Here is a 17,125-nt window from a genome sequence, read left to right on the forward strand (position 1 = left end):
CGCCTTGCGGCCGGCCTGCCATGTCGCCTGTTCGCCGACGCCACGCGGCGTCGCGGTCATCATGCCAGCGCGATGAGTCGCGCCGATGAACGCGAACAAGTACGGAGAACGCGCGATTCAGAGCCCGAGTTCGCTCAGGCCCGGATGATCGTCGGGACGACGGCCGAGCGGCCAGTGATAGAGACGGTCGGCTTCGCGGATCGGCAGATCGTTGATGCACGCGAAGCGGCGCGCCATCAGGCCGTGCTCGTCGAACTCCCAGTTCTCGTTGCCGTACGAGCGAAACCAGTTGCCCGAATCGTCGCGCCATTCATAGGCGAAACGCACCGCGATGCGATTCTCCGTGTACGCCCACAGTTCCTTGATGAGCCGATAGTCGAACTCGCGCGCCCACTTGCGCGTGAGAAAGCCGACGATGGCCTCGCGCCCCGTGACGAATTCCGCGCGATTGCGCCACACGCTTTGCGGCGTATAGGCCAGCGCGACGCGCTGCGGATCACGCGAATTCCAGCCGTCTTCGGCGCCGCGCACTTTCTGGATGGCGGTTTCGCGCGTGAACGGCGGCAGCGGCGGACGGACTTCAGCGGTGCTCTGAACGGGATCACTCATGCTCGGACTCCTGGGAACGGGCGGCGCGCCGGGTTGGCGCCCGCGAAAGCTTGTGGGATGGGTAGATGGAAAACGGCAGCGGTATTACGGCGCGAGCGCGTCGAGCATCAGCTGGGCGGCGGCGCGTGCGTCGAGCGCTGCGTCGGCTTCGCCGCTGACGAGCGCCACGCCGATCGCGCCGTCGATCAGGATCAGCCATTGACGCGCGAGCCGCGCCGCTACGCGCCGGTCCGCGCCTGCGGCGGCGGCCCACGCGTCGCTCTGTTCGCGCACGAAAGCGAGCAGGCGCTCCTTGTGCTCGCGCGAGACGCGGCGGATCGGATCGTCCGGCGAAGCGATCTCACCCGCAGCGTTCAGAAACGCGCAGCCGTGAAAATCCTCCGACGCGAACCACTCGCGCAACACGTCGAACATGGCCAGCAGACGCGTGCGCGGCGTGCGTCCGCGCTTGAGCGTGCCGTCGATGAACCAGCGCATCCAGCGCTCGTCGCGGCGTTCGAGCGCGGCAGCCACGAGCGCGTCCTTCGAATCGAAATAGGTGTAGAAACTCTTGCGCGCGGCGCCCGCCGCACGAACGATCGCATCGACGCCCGTGGCGTGAATGCCGCCCGCGTAGATCAGCGCCTCGGCGGCTTCGAGCAGACGCTCGCGGACGTCGGTGCTGGGGGCGCTATCTGCGTGCTCGGTGGCATTGCTCATGGCGGGCTTCTTCTGGCTGATGGCGGAAATATCCGCGATTACTGGAGAACGACCGTTCTCCATGAAGCGTAGAGTAGAACGATCATTCTCCCGCGTCAAGCGGGTTTTTACGCGCGGTCACGCAATATGGAAAAATGATGGACCGATGGAAGCAACGCGCGCCGCCGAACGTATAGACAAAGCGCGCATTGCACGCGCACTTTCACGCGCCTCGCCCAGTCACAGGAGACCTTATGAATCGACGTTCGATTGTTGCGTTCGCCGCCGCGTCCGCCGCTACATGCGTGCTGCTCGCCTGCACGCCGCTGCGCGTGGTGACGCACAGCGTGAGCGCGAGCGAAACCGCCGTGCCGGCGGGCGCCTACACGCTCGACGCGCATCACTGGAGCATCGTGTTCGACGTCGATCATCTGCACTACACGCGTTTCGTGATGCGCTTCGACCGCGCGAGCGCGACGCTCGACTGGCGCGCGAACGGGCTCGACGATGCTGCGGTGAACGTCTCGATCGACGCCGCGAGTCTCGACACCAACGTGCCGGTGCTCGACCGTATGGTGACCGGCTCACAGATGCTCGACGCGGCGAACTCGCCGCAGATACGCTTCACGAACACGCGCTTCGTGCGCGGCGCCGACGTGAACGGCAAGCCTGCTGGAAAACTGACGGGGAATCTGACGATACGCGGCGTGACGCAACCGGTCACGCTCGACGTGGTGTTCAACGGCTACGCGCCGAATCCGCTCACGAAGCAGCCGACGATCGGCTTCTCCGCACACGGCGTGTTCAGCCGCGCGAAGTTCGGTTTGTCGACGTGGTATCCGGCAGTGGGAGACGACGTCGATGTGCGTATCGAGGCCGAGTTCGAACAGCAGGCGCAAGCCGCCGAACCCGCCTCGCAATGATCGCAGTGACTCAGGCCGCGGCCTGTGACCAGTCGAGAATCACTTTGCCGCTTTCGCCCGAGAGCATGGCGGCGAAGCCTTTCTCGTAGTCGTCCACGCCGAAGCGGTGCGTAATGATCGGCGACAGATCGAGACCGCTCTGCAGCATCGCGACCATCTTGTACCAGGTCTCGAACATCTCGCGGCCGTAAATACCCTTGATTTCAAGGCCTTTAAAGATAACCTGGTTCCAGTCGATGGCGGTCTGCGCGGGCGGAATACCGAGCAGCGCGACCTTGCCGCCGTGGTTCATCGCTTCGAGCAGCGCCGTGAAAGCGCTCGGCACGCCCGACATTTCGAGGCCCACGTCGAAGCCTTCGGTCATGTGCAGATCGGCCATCACGTCGCGCAGCGATTCGCGCGACACGTTCACCGCACGCGTCGCGCCCATCTTGCGCGCGAGTTCGAGCCGGTAATCGTTGACGTCGGTGATCACGACATTGCGCGCGCCCACGTGCTTCGCAATCGCCACGGCCATGATGCCGATCGGCCCCGCGCCCGTGATCAGCACGTCCTCGCCGACCAGATTGAACGACAGCGCCGTGTGCGTGGCATTGCCGAACGGATCGAAGATCGCGGCGAGATCGTCGGAAATTTCAGGCGGAATCTTGAACGCGTTGAAGGCCGGAATCACCAGATATTCGGCGAACGCGCCCTCGCGGTTCACGCCCACGCCCGTGGTGTTGCGGCACAGATGACGACGCCCCGCGCGACAGTTGCGACAGAATCCGCAGGTGATATGGCCTTCGCCGGAGACGCGGTCACCAATCGCAAAACCGCGCACTTCCTGGCCCATTTCGACGATTTCGCCGACGTATTCGTGACCCACGTGCATCGGCACCGGAATGGTTTTCTGCGCCCAGTCGTCCCACTTCCAGATATGAATGTCGGTGCCGCAGATCGCCGTCTTGCGGATCTTGATCATCACGTCGTTGTGACCGACTTCGGGCTTCTTCACGCGTGTGAGTGTGAGGCCCGGCGCGCGTTCGAGTTTGGCAAGCGCTTTCATGATTATTCGTTTTCCTTATTGAATCACGCCAAGCTGCTTGCCTACGCGTGCAAATGCGCCGATGGCGCGTTGAATCTGCTCGGGCGTATGCGCCGCGCTCATCTGCGTGCGAATGCGCGCGCGGCCCTTCGGCACCACCGGATACGAAAAGCCGATCACGTAGACGCCTTCGTGCAACAGCGCGTCGGCCATCTTCGACGCGACCTGCGCGTCGCCGAGCATCACGGGAATGATCGGATGTTCGCCCGGCACGAGCGTGAAGCCGAGCGCACTCATTTCGCGGCGGAAATGCGCACCGTTTTCCTGCACGCGGCGGCGCAGTTGCCCGCCCTCGTCGCTCGCGATCAGATCGAGCACGGCGAGCGAAGCCGCGGCGATGCTCGGCGTGAGCGTGTTCGAAAACAGATACGGTCGCGAGCGCTGGCGCAGCAGATCGATCACGGGCTGCTTCGCGGCCACGTAACCGCCCGACGCGCCGCCGAGCGCCTTGCCAAGCGTGCCGGTGATGATGTCCACGCGTTGCGCGACGCCGCAATGCTCGGGCGTGCCACGGCCGCGTTCGCCGATGAAGCCCACGGCGTGCGAGTCGTCGACCATCACGAGCGCCTGGTAGCGATCGGCGAGATCGCAGATGCCCTTGAGGTTCGCGATGATGCCGTCCATCGAGAACACGCCGTCGGTCGCGATCAGCTTGTAGCGCGCGCCCGCTTCGTCGGCCTCGCGCAGCTTCGCTTCGAGATCGGCGAGATCGTTGTTCTTGTAGCGATAGCGGCGCGCCTTCGAGAGCCGCACGCCGTCGATGATGCTCGCATGATTGAGTTCGTCACTGATGATCGCGTCTTCATCGCCGAGCAGCGTTTCGAACAGGCCGCCGTTGGCGTCGAAACAGCTCGAATAGAGAATGCAGTCGTCAGTTTGCAGGAACGCGGCGAGCGCGCTTTCGAGCTGCTTGTGCACCGTTTGCGTGCCGCAGATGAAGCGCACCGAGGCCATGCCGAAACCATCGCGATCGAGCCCGTCCTTCGCGGCCGCGATCAGGCGCGGGTCGTTCGCGAGACCCAGATAATTGTTGGCGCAGAAGTTCAGCACGTCGCTGCCGTCGGCCAGTCCGATCGCCGACGACTGCGGCGTGGCGATCACGCGCTCGCTTTTGTAGAAGCCATCGGCGCGGATCTGGTCGAGCGTCGCGCGCAGGTGGTCGAGATAAGGTGTGGCCATGGCATCGTGCTCCAGACAGGGGGAGCCGCGGCTGTTATAGTCGCCGTCAGCTCTGAGCGAATATTTTCGTTTTTTCGAACTCAAGTTCGATATACCGAACAACTCTAATCGATGAGGCAGCGTATGGCAAGCAGTGGCGCCGACACCGGCGCGAAAGCCGGCGGCACCGGCACGCGCAAATCCCGCTCCAAAACAGCGACGTCCGCGGCGGATGCGCCGCTTCCCGCAAGCGCGCCGGCCGCGCCGCCGCGCGTCGGCGAGCAGATCCAGCGGCTGCGCGCGGAGCGCAAGATGACGCTCGACGAGCTTTCGCGCGCGGCGGGCGTGTCGAAATCCATGCTATCGGAAATCGAGCGCGACAAGGCGAACCCGACCATCGCCGTGGCCTGGCGTCTGACCAACGCGCTCGGCGTGAAGCTCGATTCGCTGTTCGCCGCGCCCAGGGCGCCGGACGCGATCATCGTGGCGGGACCGCACGACATCCCGACGCTGCTCGGTCACGACGCGGGTTATCAGCTGCGCGTCTGGGGGCCGATCGAGCTGGCGGGACATTTCGAGTGGTACGAGCTGACGCTCAAGCCCGGCGGCTCGCTCGTGTCGAACGCGCACGAGCCTGGGACGCGCGAGCATCTCACCGTGCTTCAGGGCAGTATCGACGTGGAATCGGCGGGCGAGCACCAACGCCTGAAAGCGGCCGACACGGCGCGCTATATCGCCGATCAGCCGCACGCGATCCGCAACGTGGGGAAAGGCTCGGCGCGTGCGCTGCTGGTGGTGATTCACGGCTAGACCGGCGGCCGGGTCGTTCCGGCCCGATTCCACCACCTGACCATACGGACAGGCTGCAAGATCGGCTTCGGTACTGTATATTTATACAGTAAAAGAATGACCGGAGCCGTCATGGACCTTTCGCCCACCCCGAACGACCAGGCACTCGCCGCCTTACGCTTTCAGTCGGCCGCACGCGACCTGGAGCACATCGTGCGCAACATCGCGCAACGCTACATCGGCCAGCAGGTGCCGCTCACCTGGCGCCTGCTGCACGCGATCGAGGCGGAAGCGCTCGCGGACCTCGGTTTCGCCAGCCGCCACGACGCGATCATGCTCGGCCTGTTCCAGCGTCCCGGCGACCTCGCGTATCCCGAAACCGACGACACCGTCGACTTCGGTCATTCCAATGCACTTCCCGCGGTGTTCGCCTTTGCCGTGTCGGCTTACGAGCAGGCCGCGCAAACAGCCGAGGAGACGCAGCGCGAAAGCCGCCGCCGCGAAGCGGTCCGACGCACGCGCGCATGGGGCGGCTGATTGCGGCTTTCCACTCGCGTCGGCTCCAGACGCCACTGCACGTTACCGCACACGCACGCACCGTCTTCGGCACACCTTTTCTCAACTTCGCTACAATCGCAGCAGTAATGCAACTAACGGAATGACCGCGATGACTTCTCAACCCCGCGACCTCTTCGACCAGCGACGCGCCGACTGGCAGAACGATCCTGTCGCGGCGTTCGACGCCTGGTTAGTTTCGCAAGATCTTCGCCGCTCATCCGCCGATATCTATCGTGTGCAATGGGGGCGCTTTCTCGAATGGCTCGCGCTCAAGCGCCAAACCATTCTGTCGGTCGAGACCGGCACGATCTCCGAATTCGTCGCCGGGCTCGACGTGAAAAAGCCGCAGCGGCTGCGCTACCTTCGGCTCATCGAACGCGTACTCGATCACGTGCGTCAGATCGAACTGGCGTCGGCCAATCCGGCGCGCTTCATCGCCCAGGACGGCGAAGCCGCCTGGCGCAACGCGCGCGAAAACGACCCCACGGGTTTTTTGACCGCAGCGGAACGTGCTGCCGTCATCGGCCAGTTGTTCGCCCCGCTCACAGAACAGTCGGCGGCCAAGCGCTGGCGCGAGCGGCGCGACCGCGCGCTCGTCGCCGTCTTTCTGGGCGGCGGCCTGAAAACCGGCGACGCGATTTCGCTCACGCTCGACGCAACCTCGATCGGTTCGGAATGGCTGACGATCGAAGCCGACAATCCGGCGCTCACGCACAGCACGCGGCTCGCGCCGTTCGCCGTCGATGTGATGGGCGCGTGGCTCGAGGCACGCCGGCTCGCCCAACTGCCTGGCACGCTGGTCTTTCCAGGCTCGCCGAATGGGCGGCCGATGCACAAGGCCACGGTGTTGCGCGCGATCGACGCGCAAATGGAAGCGGCCGGCATCGCCAGCACACGCGCCGAGCGCGCGAGTCCGCAAACGCTGCGCAACAGTTTCGCGGCGGATCTGTTCGAACGCGGAGTCGATCCCGATCAGGTGGGCCAGTGGCTCGGCTTCATGCAGCCGATTTCGTCGGGACGCCTGCATCGCGCGTGGCGCGTGTGGGCCGAGCGCGCGGCGACGGCGCAATCCATCGCTTCGTCAGACAGTCAAACGGCGCATCCGGCGGAGAAAGACAGCGCGTCGGACGACGCCTGAAAGTGTTGCTATTTCAACGGGCCGCGGCTTCGCGGCTCCCGTAAAGACTCACTCCCAACCCACACTCGACTCGCGCGGCGCGTCCTGTAAAAGCTCACCGCGCGAGATCGTGCTTGCCGGCGGAAAATCGCGCGACGGCTTCGAGGCGCGATGCGCCCAGCCCCGACGTGTAATCGCACTCGGGGCACGACAATTCAAAGCGGCCATCGACCTGGGACAGCTCCGGCTCGCCCTCTTCGCAACACGGACAGCGAGAGGGGAGGGCTACGTGGCCGTCCACCAGCGTGCCGAGCGCCGCCAGTTCATCCTCGCCGAGCCGGCCGGACGTGGCCAGCGCACACAACACCTGCGCCACCGAACCATCGACACCTTGCTGCGAGCGTAGTTGCGCAACCTGGCTCGTCAACGCGTCCACTTCGTCCGAACGTTCGCGCAACACCACGTCGAGTCGGTCCGCACGCGCCTTTGCCGTGGCCAGTTGCTGGATGAATTCGAATTCCTTCTTGCTGGCTTCGCGCTGAGCCGACTGCCACGTCGACGACGTCGTGCGCAGCGCATCGAGTTCGACCAGCATCGGTTTCACGCGGCGCTCGGCTTCGGCGAGCGCGTCCTTGATCTGCTGGGCGTAGTGCTCGGTGCTGCGGCGCATTTCTTCATGCAGACCGTCGATCCGGTCGCGCAGACCGGCGTTGGTCGTCTGCTCGGCTTCGAGCCGTTTTTGTAGCGAGTCGTTATCGGCTTCGAGGCGGCGCACGGTCGCCTGCAAATTATCCTGATGCGAAGCGCCATGCGCTGACGAGGCCGCGAGCTGATTTTCGAGTTCGCGCACGCGAGCCCACGCGGCTTCGGTGCGGGTTTCGCTGCGCTGGAGTAATTCGTCGGCGGCCAGGCGACGGGCTTCCGCATCGCGCAAGGCCTGGTCGGCGTCCTGACGACCGACTTCGATTTCATCGCGCTCGGACTGCAAGGTCTGGCGCGCGAGCGCGCGGGCTTCCTCGAACAAGGCGCCCAGCAATTCGCCGGCGCGTTCTTCCAGTGCCGGCGGAATCGCACCGCCACCGACACGGACTTTCGACGCCGTGCGGATGCGCTGCCAGAACAACTCAATGTCTTTAGGGATGTCGCTGGCGCTGCCGGTCTGCGTGAGATCACGGACATTGGCCATCGAGGGTCGAATACCGAAATCGAAGAACAGGCGCTTGCAGGCGTGAAGGGATAAATCCTGACGGCGGGCGCCGTCATCACGCAGGCGTTCGAGTTCTTCGCGAATGGCGGCGCGTTCTTCGTCTCGGATCATGAGGGTCTCGGCGAGCAGTATCGGATCGAATAATAACAAATTACGTAGTATTCGATACGTTTTGTTGGACGCAGCCAAGAACAACCCGATTGTCGGCAAAATGGGCTCGAAGAAAACGCGCCACAGATGCCGAACATCGCCGATTCCGTGAAACAAAGCGAGCTTTGTTTCATAAGCCATTGTAAACGTTTGGTTTTCCAATAGCGACAGGATTTTGCCGAGTGTTTCACGAAGGTCGCTCTGGGACTGATTGACCGTGACCTCAGGGACTTCTTCGAGGGGGGAGTGGGGGTATCTTTCGAGGACGCGAAAGGAAGTTTGTCTTGAGAGCTATAAAAGTAAACACCCTTGATACCCGTTAAAAACGTTAACGCCACGGCAAACCCTTATCAGACAAGGCTTCCAGCCCGATCAGGTGAAGCTTTACGGGAAACCTGGTGAGGCTCTACGGGACATGCGGGTGATGGGGTTCGGGGAAGCCGGTGAGAGCCTGCGGGAAAGGACGTGAGCGGATTCGGGGAACGGTCGATTCTTGACTCTAGTGCAAGGGTGAGGGATTTCGGGAGGCCGGGAGGTCCGAGGCCACGGCTCGCGGGGCCAGGGCCTGCTGTTACGTGAAATGCAACGGTGAGCGGATTCAGGACCATCGATTGTCGCGCTTTTTTCGTCCAATTCGGTCGCCGAAAACCCTGCGGTGAGAGAGATCGGGAAAAAACGGCCAGGAAAGGTGAAGCTTTTCGGGAGCCGAACGGGCATTTTGGCCGAATCGGGCTGAATCCGGACGGTTGAGTACCCTTAGGTGAGCCTTTACGGGACGGCAATAATGATTTTGAAGGGACATCGGCACGCGGTTCGCATCACGCTGGATGGTCATCAGCGCATTAAGGTGAGGTTTTACAGGAGATTGCGGCGATGCCGCGCAGCCTTTGGAATCGGGAATGCCGATTTAACGCGGCGTGAGGCTTTTCGGGAGGCCTTTCTGGGCCTTTTTCGGGCTTCAGGTGAGCTTTTCCGGGAGCAAGTTGGTATTCACTTCCGCTAGAAGGTTGATAATTCAGGCGTTCGAATGCCACACATTGGCTTTGCGGGATGCCAAAGGTGAGTTTTTTCAGGAGTGTGATGGGTGCACTTCCGAACGCTGATTAACGCCTCATTCTGATCGAGAGGTGAGGTTTTTCGGGGGATATCTGCTGGGTTAATACCTCTTTGTCCCTGTGGATAAACCCCCGAATCCATTGGTTTTTTCCCGAATGCTGTTGAATGGTGAGTCTTTTCGGGAGTGAAAGCGACGGTGAGCCGGAGGTTTGGGATTCTGGAACCCAGCGGGACTACGCGACGCCAGGGTGAGATGATTCGGGAGGCATTTTGCGGGCTCACTGGCTCACTGAAGTGATGAAACGGACGCCTGGCCTTGCACCGTGGCTATTCAATGGTGAGCATTTTCGGGAGCCAGAATGGCGTGGTAGCAGCCTTCCGCTGCCGTCTGCATGTCGAATGACCGTGAAATTGACCGATTGAAGGCGATCCGGAGGGCATCAGGGAGGAAAAGACCACATGCAGCCGCACGATTGACGCCGCGTCGCGGGATCCTTCATGACGTCGTTCGAGCTCACCTGAAAAAACGCGAAATGTTGTGTTTGCGCCAGGAAAATTTGAGGTGAGATTTTTCGGGAGCTGTCTGACACCGTTCTTGCGCGGCGGATTTGTGCGCTTTCGTGCCAGGCCCGAGCCCCGCGCGCGTGCGGCGGATCGGGTTTCGACGCAAAGGTGAGCGTCTTCGGGAGTCTGTCGCGGTGAGCCGTCCCGTGAACGGCATCTTCACCGGCAATGGTGAGAGTCACCCTATAGACGGGTTTCACCCCAGACGGTATCCTTTCGCGAAATTCTCACCTCGACCCGACGCATGGCCACGAAGCGCGTGAAAAAAACCGATGTGGTGAGCCCGAGCTCGGCCGAATTGCGCAAGGCCGTCGAGGCAATCGCGATTCAGCCGAAGAGCGGCAAGATCACTCTGCTGACCCGCAAACTCTTCAACGTGCTGCTCGCCGTCGCGCAGCAGGCGGATGAAGGGGGCGATACCTATCGCGCGCTGCTTTCCGACATCGTCGCGAACTCGGCGTTCGACTCGAACGATACCGCGCTCGTGAAGGAGCATCTGCGGCGCATGGTGTCGGTGCAGGTCGAATGGAGCCAGGGCACCTCGAGCCAGAAGCCTGGTCGCAAGTGGGGTATCTCCACGCTGATCGCCGACGCGGAAATTCTCGAAGATCCGGCCACGCGCCGCGTCTGGGTGGAATTCTCGTTCGCGCCCAAGATCAAGAAGAAGCTGCTGGACCCGGTCCAGTACGCTCGCCTGAGTCTGCAATTCCAGAGCCAGCTGCGCAGCAGCGCCGGCCTCGCGCTCTACGAAATCTGCGTGCGCTATCTTACGAATCCGAGCCATCTCACCATGCGCGAAACGTGGGAGTGGTGGCGGCCGATTCTGTCGGGTACGCCCGATACCGAAGCTGGCGACGAAGCGAAACGCGAATACAAGTACTTCAAGCGCGATTACCTGCGTCCGGCCATCGCTGAGGTGAACGCGGTGACCAACATCTTCGTCGAGCTGATCGAGCATCGCGAAGGTCGGCGCGTCGCCGAGATCCAGTTCCGCGTGACCGAGCGCAAGCAGCCGATGCTGGCGCTCGACGAGCATCCGAACGTGTTCGACAGCACGCTGGTCGATCGCATGGTCAAGATCGGCATTCCGCTCAAGGAAGCGCAGTCGCTTTACGCGGACAGCGAAGAAAACCGTATTCGTGCGGCGCTTCAGCTCACCGAGCAGCGCATGCGCAGCACGACGCTGCCGCCAGTGCGCAGCGCCGCCGCGCTGTTCAAGGATGCCCTGAAGAAGGGTTACGCACCGCCGGTCGAAACCGCGGCGGAAAAGCCGGCGGCTACGGGTCGCCTGGCAGCCGGTGGAGTGACGGCCGACGATCCCAAGGCGCGTCTGATGGACGAGTACGCGGCGTACCGGCGCAAGGAAGCCCGTGCGCTCTACGACGAGCAGGGCGACCTCGAACGCGAACTCGCGCGCAACTCGTTCGAGAACGACGAGTTGCCGGGTCTGGGCGCCCACCTGCGCGACGACTGGCGTCGTCGTGGTCTCGAATCGAAACTGGCCGACACCGCGTTCTTCGATTGGCTCGCTCGCAAGACCTGGGGCGAACCGACCGATGGCGACCTGCTCGCGTTCACTTTGAACCAGGCACGCGCGGCCTGAAAAGCGAAATAACGCAGAGCCGGCGATCCGGAACGCGGTACGACACTATTCGTTAATCCATAAAAAAACGGTCTTCACGTATCGAACGTGAAGACCGTTTTTTCTTTGTCGCGGCAATCAGGCTTTCAGCATTTCTTCGATCTGATGAAGGATCGCATCGCGTCGATCCTTCGAGAGCCCCTTGAGGCGCAGTTCGAGTCGATCATCACCGTACGACTTCAGATCGCCGACGGCCATACCATCGAGTTTGATCTCGAGCCGTTGCGCGTAGCGCTGGCGGCCGGCGGGCTTCGGACTTTCCTGCGGCGTCGCGCGGCCCTTGACGATATCCGCGACCTGTCGCGTGCTGAGGTCGTCGGCCAGAATCCGGTTGATCAGACGCAGCGTGGCGTCCGTGCCCCGCGCACCATGATAGCGGCCAACCTGATAGGCCATGTTCGAACCGAAGCGATCCGGACGCGCCACCATTTCGTGCATGACCGACTCGGGCAACTTGCCAATGGACAAGGCGACCGCAACCGTCGACTCGTCGAGGCCGAGGTGATCCGCGAGTTCACGCTGGCTCTGGAAATGCTTGTCGTCGATAAAACGCTTCCAGACGACGGCGTTGTCGAACACCGTCTGGGAGTCGCGCTGGACGTTGAGGTCGTAGCCGAGCTTGTAGCTCTCGAGGCCAATTGGCAGATCGACGACGATCGCCTTGACGACTTCCTTGTTGGCTTCCTTGAGCGCGCGCACGCGACGTCCGCCGTCGCTCACGTAATAGCTGCCCGGTGCGGCGTAATCCGGAATCACGTGGATCGCCTGCTGCTGCCCTTGCTTCGCGAGATTGACCGCGAGTTCGGCGATCGACGTCTTCAGATAGAAGTGACGCGGGTTGAACGGGCTCGCCTTGATAGCCTTCAGCGGCAGTTCGATGATCTGGCCAGGGCGGTAGCCTTGCTCCAGACGCCACGCGCGATACTCCGCCGACTCGTTTTCAACCGGTGAAATCGCGTCGTCGGCGGTGACGGCGATGGGTTCCGGCTGGCTCGAACGTCCGGCGGTCTCGCGGGCTTTGGGCTTGTCCTGGACGAGGCCGTCGATGGCGTTGAGTCGGTCGAGCGCCGTGCGCTTCTCGCTGCTCGTGGTGTCAGGCCGAGCCTGAAAACCTTTGGCAAATTGTGAGGGCTTCATTCAGGGTCCTTTATGCGCATAAAGTCAGGGGAGCATCTCTGCGATTTCGTCGGCGCAAGCACGCACCTCCGTCGCAGCGAGCCGCGCACCGCGGTCGCTCATTTGCAGCACGGTCTGGCCGAGGGCCATCGCCTGCTTATAGGCTTCGCGGGTCGGAATCTGGGTTTTGAGCAAGGGGAAGCCCAGTTCTTCCAGCGCACGCTTCAACTCGCGCGTGAGCATGCGCTTCTCTTCGGTCTTGTTCAGCAGGAAGACGGCCTTGAGATCCTCGTTCATCACTTGAGCCTGCTGGATGAGTTTGACGAGGCCGACGCTCGACCAGTAATCCGCAGGTGACGACGAAGTCGGAATGACGGCGACGGTCGCGGCGAGCAACACGACGCCCGAGACCTTTTCCGTGATCGACGGCGGGCAATCGACCACGATGATGTCGTAGTCCCCGATGAACTTCTTGATCTCCCGATGGATCTGGCCACCGGCTTCGGAGAGGTTGACGACCGGGAACGGAATGCCGGCTTCGCCATCGGAAGAAGCACTGGCCCAATGGACGAGTGTGTTTTGGCCGTCGGCATCGACCACGAGCACGCGCTTACCTCTTTCGTGGAATGCTGCGCCGAGATGCATCGCGATCGTGCTCTTGCCGACCCCGCCCTTTTGCTGCGTGACTGCGATTATCTCTGCTGCCAATTGGTTTTCTCCTTTTGCTAATTGTTTTGAATTTTACCTGGATTGAGTTGCGATTCAATGATTGAGTTTGTGATTTTCGATTTTTAATGTGAACGTTAGCCGTTTGGCCAAGGTTTATGCGCATAAAGTCGCTGCGTGGGAGTGTGGTCTTTGAGCAGCGAACCGAGCGTGCGATGCAGGTCGGTCGTGCGTTGGTGAAGAGGTGTGACGATCCAACGGCGAAATGTGGCAATGGAAAGGCGAGGCAATCCCGCGCCGAAAGACTGGTCCTCGCAGAAGTGGGCATGCGAGTGCGGGTTCAGTTTGGTGTGCGCCCCCACTCAAGCAATTGCAGGGCACTGGTGCAGCCGACGCATTCCATCAGTCGCGTGGATCAACCCGACGTGGACAGCTTTATGCGCATAAAGGCTCGCGCGATGACCCAGCCCTCGCGTCTCTACCCCACGTCATTCGCCACAAGCCCATGCATCTTTATGCGCATAAAACTCCGCCACCCCACGTGGTCCACGCGGAGCCATTGCAGCCCCGCCCTGCTCTCTTCGCCATTGCCCGTTAAAATCAGCGCGACCGTACGCCGCAGGCAAAAGCCGGGAGAGTGCCGCGAGCGAACCAGGCGCAGCCAATATCGATCGTCGCCTGCTCAACGAACGCACCGCCACTCGCTCGCCCGACGCTCAGCTCAACAGCGCATCGTGTGTACGAGCGCGACAGCGACGACGACCGCCGCCCATTACCTAATCACAACAGCAACCGAACAGATGATCACGATCTACCACAACCCTCGATGCTCGAAGTCACGCGCCACCTGTGAGCTGGTCACCACCAGCTACAACACGGGAAACGAACCCGTCGACGTGATCGAGTATCTGAAGACGCCGCCGACGGTCGAGCAGCTCAAGGCCTTGCACGCGATGCTGGGTGGCGCACTGCGCGACATGATCCGAACCGGTGAGACCGAATACGCGGAACTCGGCCTCGGCGCCGCCACGGTCACGGATGCTCAGCTCTACGAAGCAATCGCAAGTCACCCGATTCTGCTGCAGCGCCCGATCGTCGTCCGCGATGGCCGCGCGGTGATCGGCCGTCCGCCGGAGAATGTCGCGGCGCTGTTTGCCTGACACGCGGCAGACACCGCATCGGATCAGACTGCGCATCTGATCGACACCGAAGACGTTCGAAAACATCGAGCGCCGACCAGGCCAGATAGTGGCCACGCCGACGCCCCAAACGATGGTCGTCGCCAGTCCGGGCTAGCCCTCCCCCGCTCGCCTGCCCCCGGCGCCGACGCAGAAAAAACCATCAGGCTCTCACCCGCCAACCGCCAAAACGAGACTTCAGTGGAATCGCTTGCAACTCTATCCGCGTGGTCGTTCCACGACACGCGCCTCATCCTCTCCTGCCTGCTGGGCCTCGCGCTGATCGTCATCCTGATCAGCGTGCTCAAGCTCGCGCCGTTTCTCTCGATCCTCGTCGGCACCTTCGCGGCGGGCTTTGCCGCCGGCGTGCCGCTCGAAGGCGTCGCCAGCGCATTCAGCAAAGGCGCGGGCGCCCTGCTCGGCGACGTCGGCATCATCATCGCGCTCGGGGCCATGCTCGGCGCGCTGATGGCCGAGTCCGGCGCGGCCGACCGGCTCGTGACCACCCTGCTCGATCACTCCACGCCGCGCACGTTGCCGTGGATGATGGCGCTCGTCGCCGTGATCATCGGCTTGCCGCTGTTCTTCGAAGTGGGTCTGGTGATGATGGTGCCGATCATCTTCGTGATGGCGCGCCGCTCGAAGCAGCCGATCCTGCGCATCGCGATTCCCGCGCTCGCCGGCATGACTACGCTGCACGCGCTGCTGCCGCCGCATCCCGGTCCGCTGATCGCTGTGAGCGCGCTGCATGCCGATCTCGGCATCACGCTCGGTTTCGGCGTGCTCGTCGCGGTGCCGGCGGTGATCCTCGCGGGTCCGCTTTACGGTTCGTGGCTCTCGCGTCGCATGCACGTGGACGAGCCCGAGGATCTCGGCAAGCTGTTCACGAGTCACGACACGCAACTGGCCGCGCCCGGTTTCGCCGTTTCGCTGCTGACGATTCTGTTGCCCGCCGTGCTGATGCTTTGCCGCACGATCGCGAAACTCGCACTCACGCCGGACACGCTCGCGTTCACGACGCTGAATTTCCTGGGTGAGCCACTGATCGCGCTGGGACTCACCGTGCTGTTCGCGATCGTCGTGCTCGGCTGGTCGCGCGGCATGGCGCGCGAGCGCGTCGGCAACATCCTGCGCAAAAGCCTGCCCCCGATCGCGGGTCTGCTGCTGACGATCGGCGCAGGCGGCGGTCTCAAGCAGACGCTCGTGCTCGCGGGCATCAGCACGACCATCAGCAAGATCGCCGTCGGCGCGCACCTGCCGCTGCTGCTGCTCGCGTGGCTGATCGCCGTCGCGCTGCGCCAGGCCACGGGTTCGGCCACCGTCGCGACCACCGCGACGGCCGGCATCGTCGCGCCGGTCGTCACCGGCTTGAGCGCCACGCACAACTCGCTGATGGCGCTCGCCATCGGCGCGGGCTCGGTGTTCTTCTGCCACGTGAACGACGCAGGCTTCTGGATGGTGCGCGAGTACTTCGGCCTGAAACTCAAGCAGACCGTGTTCGTCTGGTCGATCCTGCAAACCATCGTATCGGTCGTCGGCCTCGTGCTCACGCTGCTGCTCTGGAGCCTGCTGAACTGAGGCAGGTGAATGGTCGGATAACGTCTTCGGCGCGATTCCGACCGAGGCCCGATGCCACCGGGCCTGGTGCGGAGTTGTCCACAAGGTTATGAACGAAATCTGTGGATAAATCCGCGCCGCCCTCGCTTATCCACAGGCGAGGCGCACCGGCCCATCTTAGCGACGTGCGAAAGCGCTCCCGCCTATGATGTCGTTTCGTTCCACCGCGCTTCGCGCGCTTTCGAGGAGAAGGAAATGGCTTATCAAGTAGCGGTCGTGGTCGGCAGTCTGCGCAAGGAATCCTTCAATCGGCAACTCGCGCACGCGGTCGCCTCGCTCGCGCCGTCCGACTTCTCGTTCGAGTTTCTCGACATCGGCGTGCTGCCGCTCTACAGCCAGGACTACGACGCCGATTACCCCGAGGTCGCGCGTCAGTTCAAGCAGAAGATCGAGGCCGCCGACGCGCTGCTGTTCGTCACGCCCGAATACAACCGCTCGATTCCTGGCGTGCTGAAGAACGCGATCGACTGGGGTTCGCGGCCGTGGGGCAAGAATTCGTGGACCGGCAAGCCGGGCGCGGTGCTCGGCACCTCGCCGGGCGCAATCGGCACGGCGCTGTCGCAGGCGCATCTGCGCAACGTGCTTGCCTATCTCGATGTGGCGACGCTCGGTCAGCCCGAAATGTTTATCAAGCACGATGCCAGCAGAATCAACGAAAAAGGCGAGATTGTGAACGACGATACGCGCAAATTCCTGCAGACGTTCGTCGATCGCTACGTGGATTGGGTCAAGCGTCAGCTCGGTCGCTGAAGCTGGTTTCGATCGGGAGACACAAAAAAAGCGCGGCTCGGGCCGCGCTTTTTTTCGTCAAATCTCGGCGTTAATGCAGCGTCGGCCGCGAGCCGGTCACGGGGCGGTCGGGTGCATCGGACGCGCGGTGATCGTGCGAATCCTCTTCGTACTCGATGAATTCGTCGGGGATGCGCTGCGCACCGCTGGCCGTTTCCGTCGCTTGCGGCGCGGACGGCACGTCCACGTGCGGGGCAGGTTGCACGCTCGCTTGCGTCCCC

Annotated in this window: 16 protein-coding genes; 8 read left to right on the top strand and 8 right to left on the bottom strand. The window is 62.7% G+C overall.

The features are described 5' to 3' along the window. Positions 1-117: 117 nt before the first annotated feature. Entirely contained in the window at positions 118-609 is a 492-nt protein-coding gene (locus G3N97_RS12210; protein WP_205993436.1) for a nuclear transport factor 2 family protein, read from the bottom strand. Positions 610-693: 84 nt separating this feature from the next. After that, positions 694-1,308, bottom strand: coding sequence for a TetR/AcrR family transcriptional regulator (locus G3N97_RS12215; protein ID WP_205993437.1), 615 nt, complete (start codon positions 1,306-1,308; stop codon positions 694-696). A 233-nt stretch (positions 1,309-1,541) separates the two neighbouring features. On the opposite strand from G3N97_RS12215, the gene G3N97_RS12220 reads away from it, so the two are divergent. After that, positions 1,542-2,210 carry a YceI family protein gene (locus tag G3N97_RS12220; protein ID WP_205993438.1) on the top strand — a complete coding sequence of 223 codons (669 nt, stop codon included), beginning with the start codon at positions 1,542-1,544 and terminating at the stop codon, positions 2,208-2,210. Positions 2,211-2,220: 10 nt separating this feature from the next. Here G3N97_RS12220 and tdh read toward each other — a convergent pair whose 3' ends face one another. Further along, positions 2,221-3,258, bottom strand: a complete 1,038-nt coding sequence (tdh, locus tag G3N97_RS12225; protein WP_205993439.1) for an L-threonine 3-dehydrogenase — start codon at positions 3,256-3,258, stop codon at positions 2,221-2,223. Positions 3,259-3,273: 15 nt separating this feature from the next. After that, complete coding sequence (locus tag G3N97_RS12230; protein WP_205993440.1) at positions 3,274-4,476, bottom strand: glycine C-acetyltransferase; 1,203 nt, start codon at positions 4,474-4,476, stop codon at positions 3,274-3,276. A 123-nt stretch (positions 4,477-4,599) separates the two neighbouring features. Here G3N97_RS12230 and G3N97_RS12235 point away from each other — a divergent pair, with 123 nt between their 5' ends. The 3 genes from G3N97_RS12235 to G3N97_RS12245 all read left to right on the top strand — a co-directional run bounded on the left by G3N97_RS12235 (position 4,600) and on the right by G3N97_RS12245 (position 6,940). Then, positions 4,600-5,265 (top strand): XRE family transcriptional regulator, encoded by a 666-nt coding sequence (locus G3N97_RS12235; RefSeq protein ID WP_205993441.1) that lies wholly within the window; start codon positions 4,600-4,602, stop codon positions 5,263-5,265. A gap of 111 nt (positions 5,266-5,376) precedes the next feature. Continuing rightward, positions 5,377-5,781: a DUF2471 family protein gene (locus tag G3N97_RS12240; RefSeq protein WP_205993442.1), complete on the top strand. Its 405-nt coding sequence runs from the start codon at positions 5,377-5,379 to the stop codon at positions 5,779-5,781. Between the two features lie 121 nt (positions 5,782-5,902). After that, a complete protein-coding gene (locus tag G3N97_RS12245; protein WP_205993443.1) occupies positions 5,903-6,940 on the top strand; it encodes a tyrosine-type recombinase/integrase in 1,038 nt (345 codons plus the stop codon). 94 nt (positions 6,941-7,034) lie between these two features. On the opposite strand, the gene G3N97_RS12250 is transcribed toward G3N97_RS12245, so the two are convergent. Then, entirely contained in the window at positions 7,035-8,237 is a 1,203-nt protein-coding gene (locus tag G3N97_RS12250; protein ID WP_205993455.1) for a DNA-binding protein, read from the bottom strand. 1,903 nt (positions 8,238-10,140) lie between these two features. Between G3N97_RS12250 and G3N97_RS12255 the strand changes: the two genes are divergently transcribed. Further along, complete coding sequence (locus tag G3N97_RS12255; RefSeq protein ID WP_205993444.1) at positions 10,141-11,499, top strand: replication initiation protein; 1,359 nt, start codon at positions 10,141-10,143, stop codon at positions 11,497-11,499. 117 nt (positions 11,500-11,616) lie between these two features. Here the strand turns inward: G3N97_RS12255 and G3N97_RS12260 are convergent, their stop codons facing one another. Together G3N97_RS12260 and parA are read right to left on the bottom strand one after the other, a co-directional pair. Then, a complete protein-coding gene (locus tag G3N97_RS12260; RefSeq protein WP_205993445.1) occupies positions 11,617-12,675 on the bottom strand; it encodes a ParB/RepB/Spo0J family partition protein in 1,059 nt (352 codons plus the stop codon). A gap of 24 nt (positions 12,676-12,699) precedes the next feature. Next, a complete protein-coding gene (gene parA / locus G3N97_RS12265; protein ID WP_065061659.1) occupies positions 12,700-13,362 on the bottom strand; it encodes a ParA family partition ATPase in 663 nt (220 codons plus the stop codon). A gap of 758 nt (positions 13,363-14,120) precedes the next feature. On the opposite strand from parA, the gene arsC reads away from it, so the two are divergent. From arsC to G3N97_RS12280, 3 genes are all read left to right on the top strand, one after another. After that, complete coding sequence (gene arsC, locus G3N97_RS12270; protein WP_205993446.1) at positions 14,121-14,480, top strand: arsenate reductase (glutaredoxin); 360 nt, start codon at positions 14,121-14,123, stop codon at positions 14,478-14,480. Positions 14,481-14,699: 219 nt separating this feature from the next. Continuing rightward, positions 14,700-16,076: a gluconate:H+ symporter gene (locus G3N97_RS12275; protein ID WP_205993447.1), complete on the top strand. Its 1,377-nt coding sequence runs from the start codon at positions 14,700-14,702 to the stop codon at positions 16,074-16,076. Positions 16,077-16,310: 234 nt separating this feature from the next. Next, on the top strand, positions 16,311-16,865 hold the full coding sequence (locus G3N97_RS12280) for an NAD(P)H-dependent oxidoreductase (protein ID WP_205993448.1): 555 nt from the start codon (positions 16,311-16,313) through the stop codon (positions 16,863-16,865). A 70-nt stretch (positions 16,866-16,935) separates the two neighbouring features. Here G3N97_RS12280 and G3N97_RS12285 read toward each other — a convergent pair. Continuing rightward, a partial coding sequence (locus tag G3N97_RS12285; protein WP_205993449.1) for a hypothetical protein occupies positions 16,936-17,125 on the bottom strand: 190 nt, incomplete at its 5' end.

Source organism: Paraburkholderia sp. Ac-20347, assembly GCF_017104805.1.
GTDB lineage: Bacteria > Pseudomonadota > Gammaproteobacteria > Burkholderiales > Burkholderiaceae > Paraburkholderia > Paraburkholderia tropica.

Bases quoted from the DNA above. Each gene is read 5' to 3' on its own strand.
- G3N97_RS12210 (WP_205993436.1), bottom strand. From the start codon at position 609: ATGAGTGATCCCGTTCAGAGCACCGCTGAAGTCCGTCCGCCGCTGCCG.
- G3N97_RS12215 (WP_205993437.1), bottom strand. From the start codon at position 1,308: ATGAGCAATGCCACCGAGCACGCAGATAGCGCCCCCAGCACCGACGTC.
- G3N97_RS12220 (WP_205993438.1), top strand. From the start codon at position 1,542: ATGAATCGACGTTCGATTGTTGCGTTCGCCGCCGCGTCCGCCGCTACA.
- tdh (WP_205993439.1), bottom strand. From the start codon at position 3,258: ATGAAAGCGCTTGCCAAACTCGAACGCGCGCCGGGCCTCACACTCACA.
- G3N97_RS12230 (WP_205993440.1), bottom strand. From the start codon at position 4,476: ATGGCCACACCTTATCTCGACCACCTGCGCGCGACGCTCGACCAGATC.
- G3N97_RS12235 (WP_205993441.1), top strand. From the start codon at position 4,600: ATGGCAAGCAGTGGCGCCGACACCGGCGCGAAAGCCGGCGGCACCGGC.
- G3N97_RS12240 (WP_205993442.1), top strand. From the start codon at position 5,377: ATGGACCTTTCGCCCACCCCGAACGACCAGGCACTCGCCGCCTTACGC.
- G3N97_RS12245 (WP_205993443.1), top strand. From the start codon at position 5,903: ATGACCGCGATGACTTCTCAACCCCGCGACCTCTTCGACCAGCGACGC.
- G3N97_RS12250 (WP_205993455.1), bottom strand. From the start codon at position 8,237: ATGATCCGAGACGAAGAACGCGCCGCCATTCGCGAAGAACTCGAACGC.
- G3N97_RS12255 (WP_205993444.1), top strand. From the start codon at position 10,141: ATGGCCACGAAGCGCGTGAAAAAAACCGATGTGGTGAGCCCGAGCTCG.
- G3N97_RS12260 (WP_205993445.1), bottom strand. From the start codon at position 12,675: ATGAAGCCCTCACAATTTGCCAAAGGTTTTCAGGCTCGGCCTGACACC.
- arsC (WP_205993446.1), top strand. From the start codon at position 14,121: ATGATCACGATCTACCACAACCCTCGATGCTCGAAGTCACGCGCCACC.
- G3N97_RS12280 (WP_205993448.1), top strand. From the start codon at position 16,311: ATGGCTTATCAAGTAGCGGTCGTGGTCGGCAGTCTGCGCAAGGAATCC.